Annotated in this window: 13 protein-coding genes, 1 other RNA gene and 2 riboswitches; of the genes, 1 reads left to right on the top strand and 13 read right to left on the bottom strand. The window is 36.6% G+C overall.

The window, feature by feature from the left end:
• Positions 1-17: 17 nt before the first annotated feature.
• The 13 genes from BME96_RS03915 to BME96_RS03855 all read right to left on the bottom strand — a co-directional run bounded on the left by BME96_RS03915 (position 18) and on the right by BME96_RS03855 (position 10,764).
• Complete coding sequence (locus BME96_RS03915; RefSeq protein WP_071648327.1) at positions 18-1,454, bottom strand: DHA2 family efflux MFS transporter permease subunit; 1,437 nt, start codon at positions 1,452-1,454, stop codon at positions 18-20.
• 436 nt (positions 1,455-1,890) lie between these two features.
• Positions 1,891-3,192 carry a nucleobase:cation symporter-2 family protein gene (locus tag BME96_RS03910; protein ID WP_071648326.1) on the bottom strand — a complete coding sequence of 434 codons (1,302 nt, stop codon included), beginning with the start codon at positions 3,190-3,192 and terminating at the stop codon, positions 1,891-1,893.
• Positions 3,189-3,773, bottom strand: a complete 585-nt coding sequence (locus tag BME96_RS03905) for a xanthine phosphoribosyltransferase (RefSeq protein ID WP_071648325.1) — start codon at positions 3,771-3,773, stop codon at positions 3,189-3,191. Before BME96_RS03905 ends, BME96_RS03910 begins: the two co-directional genes overlap by 4 nt.
• Positions 3,774-4,006: 233 nt before the next feature.
• Positions 4,007-4,108, bottom strand: a riboswitch (purine riboswitch).
• Positions 4,109-4,172: 64 nt separating this feature from the next.
• Positions 4,173-4,556: a VOC family protein gene (locus BME96_RS03900; RefSeq protein WP_071648324.1), complete on the bottom strand. Its 384-nt coding sequence runs from the start codon at positions 4,554-4,556 to the stop codon at positions 4,173-4,175.
• A 275-nt stretch (positions 4,557-4,831) separates the two neighbouring features.
• A non-coding RNA gene (gene ssrS, locus BME96_RS03895) (6S RNA) lies at positions 4,832-5,018 on the bottom strand.
• 54 nt (positions 5,019-5,072) lie between these two features.
• Entirely contained in the window at positions 5,073-5,288 is a 216-nt protein-coding gene (locus BME96_RS03890) for a sporulation protein (protein WP_408068405.1), read from the bottom strand.
• A 45-nt stretch (positions 5,289-5,333) separates the two neighbouring features.
• A complete protein-coding gene (gene sspL, locus BME96_RS03885; RefSeq protein ID WP_019377084.1) occupies positions 5,334-5,474 on the bottom strand; it encodes a small, acid-soluble spore protein L in 141 nt (46 codons plus the stop codon).
• A 129-nt stretch (positions 5,475-5,603) separates the two neighbouring features.
• Positions 5,604-7,202: an acyl-CoA synthetase gene (locus tag BME96_RS03880; RefSeq protein WP_197035842.1), complete on the bottom strand. Its 1,599-nt coding sequence runs from the start codon at positions 7,200-7,202 to the stop codon at positions 5,604-5,606.
• Positions 7,203-7,422: 220 nt separating this feature from the next.
• On the bottom strand, positions 7,423-7,878 hold the full coding sequence (locus BME96_RS03875) for an RDD family protein (RefSeq protein ID WP_071648323.1): 456 nt from the start codon (positions 7,876-7,878) through the stop codon (positions 7,423-7,425).
• Between the two features lie 15 nt (positions 7,879-7,893).
• Positions 7,894-8,889, bottom strand: a complete 996-nt coding sequence (gene sppA / locus BME96_RS03870) for a signal peptide peptidase SppA (RefSeq protein WP_060680293.1) — start codon at positions 8,887-8,889, stop codon at positions 7,894-7,896.
• 14 nt (positions 8,890-8,903) lie between these two features.
• Entirely contained in the window at positions 8,904-9,515 is a 612-nt protein-coding gene (locus tag BME96_RS03865) for a 3'-5' exonuclease (RefSeq protein ID WP_060680291.1), read from the bottom strand.
• A 44-nt stretch (positions 9,516-9,559) separates the two neighbouring features.
• Complete coding sequence (locus tag BME96_RS03860) at positions 9,560-9,985, bottom strand: RDD family protein (protein WP_019377079.1); 426 nt, start codon at positions 9,983-9,985, stop codon at positions 9,560-9,562.
• A gap of 80 nt (positions 9,986-10,065) precedes the next feature.
• Positions 10,066-10,764: a CBS domain-containing protein gene (locus BME96_RS03855; RefSeq protein WP_071648322.1), complete on the bottom strand. Its 699-nt coding sequence runs from the start codon at positions 10,762-10,764 to the stop codon at positions 10,066-10,068.
• A 202-nt stretch (positions 10,765-10,966) separates the two neighbouring features.
• Positions 10,967-11,072, top strand: a riboswitch (SAM riboswitch).
• 87 nt (positions 11,073-11,159) lie between these two features.
• On the opposite strand from BME96_RS03855, the gene BME96_RS03850 reads away from it, so the two are divergent.
• Complete coding sequence (locus tag BME96_RS03850) at positions 11,160-12,209, top strand: homocysteine S-methyltransferase family protein (RefSeq protein ID WP_071648321.1); 1,050 nt, start codon at positions 11,160-11,162, stop codon at positions 12,207-12,209.
• Positions 12,210-12,213: the final 4 nt, after the last annotated feature.

The following is a 12,213-nucleotide window of genomic DNA, read 5'->3' as shown; positions in this document are numbered from 1 at the left end:
GTTCTGCGTTATTGTCTCTAACCTTCTTCTTGTTCTACTCTAGCACGATCTTCATGTGGTGTCGTTCCTTTAATGTAAAGAGCTAAGATAAGTCCAACAAACGAGAGACCTGTCGCAACATAGAACGCCACATTCACGCCATGAATCAGTTCACTCGGAGTGGCGTTTTTACCTGTATTCAATGCTGTGGCTGTCATAATTGTGATGAGGAGAGCTGTACCAATTGAAGCTGCTACCTGTCGCATTGTATTTACCATGGCAGAACCATGTGGGATTAATTTATTTGAAAGTTGATTTAACCCCGCAGTAGTTGAAGGCATCATAATCATGGAAATGCCAAACATCCTTACAGCAAACACCACCGTGATATAGGATAATGACGTATCAGGGGTGAGATTTGTATATAAAAATGATGTTATTGTTAAAATCAGCAACCCAACAATCACAAGGTATCTAGCGCCAAATCTATCAAAGATTCGTCCATTAATTGGTGACATGATTCCCATAATCAACGCACCTGGTAAAATCATCAAACCGGAATCCAATGCGGAATAGCCTGCCATATTCTGCATGTAAATAGGCAAAATCGTTTCTGCAGCAATCAACCCAATAAATGCAATCATCCCAATTACTGTTGTTATTGTGAAAATTTTATTTTTAAATACACGAAATTCTAATATAGGTTGCGCAAGCTTAAATTGCCTGAGGATAAAGATAGTTAAACAAATAGCACCTATTGCTAATGACAGGAGAACAATGGTATTAGACCACCCACTATTTCCTGCACTACTAAAGCCATAGAGAAGTCCGCCAAATCCAAGTGTCGATAATATGATGGAAATATAATCCACCTTTGGGAAAGTACGGGTAGTAATATTCTTCATAATAAAAAATGCTACAATAACATCGATAATTGCAAGCGGAAGAACAATTAGAAATAAAGATCTCCAAGGGTAATGTTCAACAAGCCAGCCAGAAATCACTGGTCCTAGAGCTGGTGCAAAGGAGATAACCAAACCAACTGTCCCCATCGCAGAGCCTCTTTTTTCAACAGGAAAAATTAATAAAAAGATAGTCATCATTAATGGCATCATAATTCCTGCTCCAGCTGCTTGAACAATTCTACCAGTCATAAGTATTCCAAAATTTGGAGACACAGCACAAATAAGTGTTCCAAATGCAAAAATAGACATTGCGGTTAAAAATAGCCTTCTAGTAGTAAAGGTTTCTATCAAAAAAGCTGTTATTGGTATCATAATACCGTTAACTAGCATGAAAATAGTAGTGACCCACTGGGCCGTATTTTCTGTTAAATGTAAATCCTCCATAATATGTGGTATCGCTGTTGCCAGCAAAGTCTGATTTAGAATGGCAAGAAAAGCACCTGTTATTAGAACTGCAACAATTGGCAGTTTGTTTATATTTTGAATATCTGTTACTTCTTCATTTCTCAATCTATCAACCCCTAAGTTTAAACCGCGCTAGCATCTTCAATAAAAGACAACCAGCACACGTAACAACCGATTCTTCTAAATTTTTTTCGCTATTCACCTATCATACTATAGCTTTATAGATTGCACAAAGCAATGGAATAGGAAAAATCAGCTGCAGAGCGAATTAATCAGCAGTAGAGCGAGATAATACGCCGCAGAGAAAATTAATCGGCTGCAGAGCGAAACTATCCGCCGCAGAGCGAATTAATCGGCAGTAGAGTAAAAGTATTCACCGAAAACATTCCCAAACTAGCTATAGTGTGTTCACCATAAGTTATTTTCCGTAACGGCCGTTTACAGTACTATCAAGTTACCTCGCATTTCATCTGAACTACGGATTGTTTTTCATCTTTATACGCAAAAAAATACAGTGATCGCACTGTATTTTTTCACTTAATTATGCTTCTTGTTCTGTTAATGCTTGTGGTACAGTTTTGTTTGCTTCTTTTTTCTTTGGTTTCATATTAAATAATATATTTAAAGTAATGGCGGTAACACTTCCTGCAACAATTCCATTGCTTGTCAGTATTTGAACACTATTTGGAAAGTGAGAGAATAACTCAGGAACTACAGTTACACCAAGACCCATTCCCACCGAACAGGCAATTATCATAGAATTCTCTGGTGAGTTTGCAATGACACTGCTTAGCATTTTAATTCCTTGAGAGACTACCATACCGAACATAGCAATCATAGCACCACCGAGAACCGCAGTAGGTATGATCGTGGTAAATGCAGCGATTTTAGGAATAAAACCAAGAAGAATTAGAATTACCCCAGCTACACCTACTACTTTACGGGATTTTACACCAGTTAGCTGAATTAACCCCACGTTTTGCGAGAAAGCTGTATATTGAAATGCATTAAATATACCACCAAGCAAAATTGCTAAACCTTCTGCACGGTATCCATTAGACAGATCTTTTTCCGTTAGTTTTTTTTCTGTAATATCACTGAGTGCAAAATAGACACCAGTAGATTCAACTAGGGAAACCATTGCTACAAGACACATGGTAATAATGGCCGACCATTCAAACGTAGGCATTCCAAAGTAAAATGGTTGGACCATATGGAAATAAGATGCGTCTGTTACTGCTTGAAAATCAACTTTACCCATAACAGCAGCAATAATGGTACCTGCAAGCAAACCAATTAAAATAGAAATAGAACGGATAAATCCTGTAGAAAAACGATACATAAGAATAATAAATAGTAATGTCCCAAATGACAAAGCAATATTGGAGAGAGAACCAAAATCACTTGCTCCTTGCCCTCCTCCCATATTATTAATTGCTACAGGGATAAGAGTGATTCCAATTATAGTGACAACTGAACCAGTAACAACCGGAGGGAAGAAACGTACAAGTTTGCCAAAATATTTGCTGATTAAAACAACAAATAGTCCTGAAACTAAAATGGAGCCATAGATTGCTGATATTCCATATTCACCACCGATTGCAATCATCGGTCCTACTGCTGTAAAGGTACAACCGAGAACGACGGGGAGGCCTATACCAAAAAAGCGATTCTTAATTACTTGAAGTAATGTAGCAACACCACACATTAAAATATCGACAGCAACTAAATATGTTAGTTGCTCAGGATTCAAGCCAATTCCTCCCCCAACGATCAAGGGAACTAAGATAGCTCCTGCGTACATTGCAAGTACATGTTGTAATCCTAATGCTGTGGTTTTCATATTGTTTCTTCCTCCTCAAAAGTAACATTACCTTTGCTTAATGAAGCAATTTTTGCTAAAGATTCCAGACGAATCCCTTGCTCTTCTATAAGACTGCCACCTTCTTGAAAAGCTTTTTCAATAACGATGCCTACTCCCGCAATTTTTGCGCCTGCTTGCTTTACTAAATCAATTAAGCCGAGCGCAGCTTGTCCATTTGCAAGAAAATCGTCAATAACCAGTACCGTATCCTCACTTGTAATAAAATCTGAGGAAATAGAAATTTCACTTGTTTCCTGTTTTGTAAATGAGTAAACGCTCGCGGAATAGAGGTTTTCAATTAGGGTAAGCGACTTTCGCTTTCTCGCAAATATCACAGGCACATCCAGCTGCAATCCTGTCATAACTGAGGGAGCAATGCCAGAAGATTCGAGTGTTAGTATTTTAGTAATACCAGATTCTTGAAATAGCGATGCAAACTCTTTACCAATTTCTTGCATCAATTGAGGATCGATCTGATGATTTAAAAATCGGTCCACCTTTAAGACGGTATCTGATAACGCCTTACCTTCGTTTACTATCTTTTGCTTTAAAAGTTCCATTTTATTTTCCTCCAAGATTACAGATAAAGTGTTTATATTCGAAATGCTGTTTAGTGAAATATAGTGGTAGCAAAATCATGAAGCTTAGAAAAGTTGACACCAATATTTTCCTTCAAAACAAAAAAAGCTTGAAGAGATACGGACTGCATTCCAACTATGAGCAGAACAATATCCTTCAAGCTTTATAAAAAATGCTGAAAGAAATGAAGGAATATACTAAATATAGTATATACCAACACTGAATTATTTCTCATAGTCGGTTCATTTACGGTAAACCGGTAGAAACTTGCAGGCCATATCCCCGCGATTATATGATGTTAGTATTCAATTAATGTAACTAGTATAGCATGTGAGGTGTCAGTTACAACCCCTCATAAAAATTTAATAATTTTCTAACTTTTATCCTTGTTCACTACTTATCCATTCCAAAAACTCAATTCTGTTCCCAAAGGGGTCATTTACATAGAAACGCGAAGCACCAGGCAATCGATCATCAGTAATAACTTCTATGCCTTGATCAGTTAAATGTTTTTTCAAACTTTCTAATTGATGCACTTGAATAGCAGGATGAGCTTTTGTTGCTGGTCTAAATGGGTCCTCAATTCCAATGTGGATATGAACATCACCTGCTCGAAACCAAGCACCTCCATTTTTCTTTAATAACGGTGGCTTTTCAAGCTCGGTAAACCCTAGTTTTTTAATATAAAATTCCTTTGCCTTTTCTTCTCCACCCTTTGGAGCAGCTAATTGAACATGGTCAATTTTATTGTACTGAAAATCCATTACCATCCCCCCTCCCTTAAATATATCGTGACTTGTGAGGAAAATCTAATACTGAAAACAAATCACGTTTATAAACATTTACTTATTTAAACTAGGAAGTTGATATTTGTAACTACTCCTTTTATAAGTTTCATCAAATTAGGTCGGGATTTTATATTATTTTCTAATCAATGGGTGCCATATTTATTTTAGTTTCTCTTTTACAAAAAACAATTTCCAAAATATGAAAAAGCCAGCTTCCAATAAGGAAACTGGCTTTGATTATTTGTATAAGTATACAGGCCACAATTGCCGTATTTTAAATAAAAAGTTTTAAACCACCACTTCACCAAGTGGGTGTTTGCAGAAACCTTCCTGTCTTCCGTTACATAATGACGGCGCGACATTAGAGCTTCAATGTAAAACTCCCTATTATCTAATTAGAGGTTAAAACTTAATTGAATACGTACATTGCAGCTTGTAAATTTATAATACACCTATACACAAAAAAATTCAATGGAAATTATATACTTGCTACTAAAAAAGTAACTCATATACTTCTGTTAATTCTTTTACACGCTGATCATGTTCAACGCTCTTAGCGTAGTGGAGTTCATTCTCAAGGACATCATTTAGGTAAGTCATTTCTTCTTCATCCAGTGCTTTTACAAACATTTCCTCATTGGAATAAATCTTTTCATCGAGTTTTTGGAAGATCTGTTGACACATTTCATTTTCTGAGTAATTAGCCAAAGATTCTCTTAAATAGTTCAATGTGTAGTCGATTATTCCCACCTCTTAAATCTTTGTATTTTTCTTTTTTGCTCGCTGTTCCAGTTGAGATTTTGGCCGTTGATCTGCATCATCTTCTGTTAGGCCCTGTGGGTTAACACTGGATTGCAACTGCTTATTACTATAATTATTTCTTTTCTTACTCAATCAAACCACCTCCATCAATAGTCTTTGAAAATTCCCAAGAAACTATTCAAGCAAATGGGGTGGCTCAAAATTTTGATTAGTAAACCTTGAACAGTGAATTTTCATTAGAAATACTCCCAGTTAAATAAATTAATTTCCCGAGTTTTCGTATCGATCTCTTAACGATCTTTTCAATACTTTTCCACTTGGGTTTTTTGGTAATTCATCAGCGAATTCTACATTTTTAGGAACTTTAAATGACGATAATTTCTCACGACAAAATGTAATAACTGCTTGCTTCGTTAGCTTCGCATCTTTTTTAGGTACAATAATTGCTGTCACCGCTTCAACCCAATATGCGTCAGGTATACTGATGACCGCAACCTCAGAAACACCCTCCAATTGATATATCGTTTCCTCGACTTCTCTGCTCGAAACATTGACTCCACCTGTGTTAATCATATCTTTTTTACGGTCAACGATGGTAATATACCCTTCTTCATCCATTGTTCCAAGGTCACCACTATGAAACCATCCGTTACGAAACGCTTCAGCTGTTTTTTCAGGGTCATGTAAGTAGCCCTTCATGGCGTGAGGTGTACGATGCACAATTTCTCCTACATCTCCTCTAGCAACTTCTATTCCCTTTTCATCCACAATTTTGGTTTGCACATGTAACGTCGCCACACCCGCTGAACCGAGTTTACGAAGCTGGTCTTCTGGTTGCAATGCAGTAGCAAGAGGGGCTACTTCTGTCTGCCCATAAAAATTCCAAAATTTTGCGTTTGGAAGTCTTTCTGCAAGCTCCTTCAAAATCTCTCTCGGCATTATAGCTGCACCATAATAACATTTTTCCAATGTAGATAGATTCCTTTTATCAAAATCGGGATGTCGCAGCAAAGCAATCCATACAGTTGGCGGACAAAACAGCTGTGTAGCTCCCTCTTCTTCAATAGTTTTTAAAATAACTTCTGGCGTTGCCGCGCCTAGAATTATTCCACTTGAGCCAATATAAACGCTCGGCCCTAAAAACACATGAAGCTGGGCACTATGATATAAGGGTAGTGCATGGATTGCGATATCCCTCGCCTCCATCTTTCCATCAAAAATACAACTTACATATTCGCTTATTATACTTTTATGAGTAAGCATAACTCCCTTAGGCCGAGACTCTGTTCCACTTGTGTAAAGAACCTGCGCTAAATCATCATCCTCAATCACAACATCTACAAAGTCTGAAGACTGTTGAGTACTTATTACAGATAACGGTGTCCATGCAGATAAATTATTATTATCCGCTTCCTTCATATCCATCAAATAACGATGGGCTATATTCAGCCCTTCTGCAGATTGATCAAGTACTGAAGCATACTCTTCCGAAGCAATTAATCCTGTAACCTCTGCATGTTCGAGAATGTACGTAATATCTTCTTTTGTCAGCATGTAATTAATAGGTATCATTACCGCACCAATTCTTGCTAAAGCAAAAATACTAATTACAAAATCAAGACTATTTCTGGACATAACCGTAATCATGTCCCCTTTTTTCATTCCTGCTTCTATAAAAGCTCTTGCCGTTTGATTAACACGGTTATCTAAATCTTTATATGTTAATCGGAGATTGTTGTAAGCGATTGCAAATTTATCTGGAGTACGTTCTCTTGTCCTTGCAAGCAGATCCCCTAACGTGTTCCTTCTAACCCGTTGCAGCAGCTGATCAAGTTCATTGTGAATCGTTGTATTCTTCAATACATCCACTCCTCATTATTTTTGATGCTCACACATGCGCAATATTCTAATTTTTATAATATTTCAGTTATTAGATAAAATCAAGTATCTATACAAATTTCTACAAATGAAAGTTAACATAAAAATATAAAACTCGATTTGTCTCAGGCGCCCATATATTATTGTTAATATTCAAAACAAAAGGCAGTCTTCGCAGACTACCTTTATTTGGTCTTATTTATTATTCAATAATTACTCTTGTATTTCCAATTCTGTCATGCACTCCCTGCTTTTCAGGAGAAAATGCTACGACAATATAAAGCAAAAACGTGAAAAAGAATACACGATGCAGAAACCTTCCGACTACCTCTCTAAATAAAAGATCACTCCATAAGAGCTGTTTTTGATCCTCTCGTACGACTTTGAGACCAAAGATCATTTTTCCCAATGTTTGGTTATAAAATTTGGTCATCAACAAGAAATAAAGATAAAAAATCAGCGAACCTAAAATACCTGTCACTGTCCAAAATCCAATATCAATGGGAGCTCCTTCAAAAAACTTGAATGGACTAAGCAGGATGCCAGTCACACTAAAAATAATGAGAAGATCTGCCAGATATGCCCAGAAACGCATCCAAAAACCAGCATATCTAACAACTGGTTGATCAGTCAAAGAGAATTCGTTTGCCTCTTCCATTACGACTGCACCTCCTTATTCCGAATATAAATACATTGCTCTTGGCCCATTGGATTGTCTTAGGAATTCCTGTATTCCGAAAAGATCTTTTTCTGTACCAAGCATATTTTGCATTGTTCCACTTAAGAGTTGGTTAAAAGGTAAACCTTTTTCATATTCAATAACAGACGCTTTACCAAGTTGATTGTCTTTTTTCATCAAAGCAATCGTGTCGTCCAATGTCCCCAAATCATCCACGAGATTAATCTCTTTCGCTTGGGATCCTGTATAAACACGACCGTCTCCAATTTCCCTTACCCTCTGTTCTTTCATCTCTCTACCTTCCACTATAACGTCAACAAAGTCACCATATAAGTCATCGATCATAGTTTGAAGAATGTCACGCTCATCGTCTGTCATTTTTCTACTGGAAGACATGATGTCCTTGTATTTCCCACTTTTAATTGTATTGAAATTAATCCCATGTTCTTCCGCAAATTCAGCAAAGTTAAAACTTTCCATAATAACACCGATAGAACCGGTTAATGTAGCAGGATGAGCGACAATCTTATCAGCAGGAGCCGAGATATAATAACCACCAGAAGCAGCTGTATTTCCCATTGATACATACACAGGCTTTTGATATGTATTTTGAATGTCTACGATTTTATCGTGGATTTCAGCACTTTCTACAACACCACCGCCAGGGGAATTAACCCGGATAATGATTCCTTTTACGGACGAATCCTCTCCTGCTTGGTCTAGCGTATCCAGAAAGCGCTTGTGATTATATACGTTCGCATTTATTAGAGAACCTCCGGAAGCATCCTGAATCACACCTTCTAAATGCAGGACAGCTATTTTCTTATCTACTGCTCCTTCTTCTATTACTGTTTCAGATAGTTGATTATCTTCAAAATTAAACATTTGATCAAAATTGGCTGTCGCAACACTTGTAGATAACTGCACGACAATGGATATAACAAACAATCCTATCGCAATAACAAGTGCAAACCATCTTTTGTTATTCATTTATAAACCTCCTTTTATAAATATAGCCTTCTTTTTTTCTTTGATGAAATAGATTTAGGTGCAACATATCCTCTTTCGTAAATCTTCCCTTTTCTCATTTGGCATATTTTTAAGAAACTATCAAACGAATCAGCTTTTCGTTCATCAAGTGCCTTCATAAAAACTTTGGCAGCTACACGAGCGTCTTCTAGTGCGTGGTGATGTTCAAAGTTAATCTTATGATGGCTAGCTAGTGTATTCAGTTTATGATTTTGTAAGTGTGGCCAGATTTTTTTAGAAATATTCACTGTACAAAGGTATTCCATTTCTGGATATGGCAGTTGAAAATAATCTAATGTATTTCGAATTACACTCATATCAAAACTTGCATTATGTGCAATAACCAAATTATTGGATAAGTAATTATTTAATTGTGGCCACAATTCAGCAAATGTCGGTGCTTCTTGAACATCATTTTCAGTTATCCCATGAATACCAATATTAAATCCGCTAAAAGACATCATAGGATTAATCAAACTATAAAATTCATCAATTATTTTGTGTTCATTAGCAACTACTAGACCTACTGCGCAAGGACTGTGTCGCTTCTCATTAGCTGTTTCAAAATCTATGGATACGAAATTCATATAATAGCTCTCCCCCATTATAAATATTTACACTGGTATCTGAATTATTTATTTCTGTACACTACCCTCGTGCCACAAATGACATCATGTAGAGCTTTTTTATTTTCCGTAAAACCTGCAACAATAAAGCCAAGCATAAACGGAATAGCCGAGAGAATATAAGAAAAATATCTTCCAACAGATTTCAATATACTAATTTGTGTCATATCTTTATTTAAGACTTGTATTTTACAAACCATCTTTCCAGGAGAACCACGAAACTTGCTTGCCGTAAATATTATAATGAATACTACGGAGTATAATAGACTTGATATCCCTTCCGATATGGAGTCCTCCGAGCTTCCTCCCTGGAAGAATGTCTGATCACCTATAATGACCGCGATAATTAGTGCCATTAAGGAAATAATAATTCCATCAACAAAATTTGCTAAAAACCGTATCCAAAATCCTGCTGGTTTATAATTGTCCATGTTGTGCCTCCTTACATTTTTCATTTACTTTTCTATACGATAAGAGAAGAAAAAGTTTCCATTTTTCTTCCACTTCAGATTTATGGAATTTCAAGAATATCAGAGGTAGTGATAATCCCTGCTAGTTTTTCTCCCTGCGATCCATTTCTAGTTATTAACAAAGCTTCAAGCCGTTTTCCCTTTGATGCATATTCCTTGTAGAGTTCAACTGCTGCATAGATGGAGGTTGAAGCTGAAATAAATAGCACATTATCTTTTTCTTCGAATGGGAGCACATCCTTCAATAAAATATCGTTGAAAGAGAAACTACCCTCTCCATTATTTTCTGCAAGCCAATTTGTAATTCCTTTCTGTGTAAGTAAACCCATAAACGTTTGATTAGCGTAGACAGGAAATTTGGTATGCCCTTTCTCATGAATGGTGTGTAACATATCTGCTAAAGAATCCTGTTCATCAAAATAATGTACTTTCTTGTTGAATAAGGGAATAACTTTTTTAGGATGTGCAAGCTCTTCTTGGATTGTTTCAATTTTATCAACGATCGAATCATGTGGTTCTGCTATTGCATGTGTAAGCTCCACTTTATTATGTACAATTGCGTTTCGCAGTTCAGCAAATTCCAATAGGTCCTCGCTGTAACGTTTTACCAAAGAATTGGAATTCCTCAGTATTTTAACCATTTTAGAAAATCCTAAATCTTTTTTGTTAATCATCATGGACCTTAACTCTTTTTCAATTCGGTTAAATGCTGTTAAAAATTTCTCTGAGTTTTTGAACATTCGATAATCTCCTGCTTATTAATTTAGTATTCCTAGTATTATTTTAAACTATTATGCGGATGCATGAAAGAAACTAATATATATACTAGGATTCTGTTAATTAAATATCGTTTAGTGAAAGATATGAATTTTCAATTATCCACTTGACAATCCATTCTTGCTCCTGTATGTTATTACTTAATATCAAATTGAATAGTTAGAATTCTTATCCAGAGAGGTGGAGGGACTGGCCCTTTGAAGCCTCGGCAACAGACTTAGCAAAGTACTGTGCCAATTCCAGAAGCATATTACATGCTTGAAGATAAGAGGAGAAACAATATTTTGGTGACAACAGCCTCTTCTTATTTTTAGAAGGGGCTTTTTCTGTTCACACAATAAAAAGAGGAGGAAACAAAATGAAAAGAAGTTTAGAACAACGTCTACAAGATGGGACAGTCATTGCTGGTGAAGGTTACTTATTTGAACTGGAAAGAAGAGGGTATTTACAGGCTGGCTCTTTTGTTCCGGAAGTCGCATTGGATCATCCAGAAGCTTTAAAACAAGCTTACCGCGACTATATGAATGCAGGTTCTGACATTGTCTTGGCATTTACATACAATGCCCACCGAGAAAAGATGCGAATTATCGGTAAGGAAGATTTACTGGAACCATTAAACAGAAATGCAATCCGTCTTGCTAAAGAAGTAGCCAAGGAGCATCCAATCGAAGAAGCGCTGGTAGCAGGAAATATCTCCAATACAAACTTATTTGACCCGAATGACCTTGAATCAAAAGAAAAAGTTATGGAAATTTTTGCAGAGATGGTCCAATGGTGTAAAGAAGAAGGTGTAGATTTCGTTAATGGGGAAACTTTCTACTATTATGAAGAAGCTCTGATTGCTTTAGAGGAAATTAAAAAGCAAGGCTTGCCTGCTGTTATTACATTCGGTTTAATGGGCGAAAACATTCTCCGTGATGGGTATACCGTAGAAGAAGCATGTCGACTCCTTTCCGAAAAAGGAGCATTGGTTGTGGGAATGAACTGTTTCCGTGGGCCACACACTATGCAACCATATATAGTTGATATCAGAAAAAATGTAGATGGCTATGTTGGAGCATTGCCAATTCCATACCGTACTTCAGAAGAACATCCAACCTTTTTTAATTTGCCAGATGGGGGCTGTAGCTGTCATTTGCCTTTAGAGACCACATTCCCAACAGCTTTAGATCCACTTTATCATAACCGTTATGAGTTGGCGGAATGGGCGAAGGAAGCTAACGATCTGGGTGTTAATTATATTGGCTTATGTTGTGGTGCATCTCCGGCAATGCTTCGAGCTGTTGCAGAAGCAGTCGGTGTTGAAACCATTAACTCCAAATATTCACCTGATATGGAAAAGCACTTTTTGTTTGGCAAAGATAAAACATTAAAGCAGCATAATTTAAGTTATCGTTTAAAAGCATAATAAA

Source organism: Virgibacillus halodenitrificans, from assembly GCF_001878675.1.
GTDB classification, from domain to species: domain Bacteria; phylum Bacillota; class Bacilli; order Bacillales; family Amphibacillaceae; genus Virgibacillus_Q; species Virgibacillus_Q halodenitrificans.
This window is presented reverse-complemented; position numbering and strand designations above follow the sequence as displayed.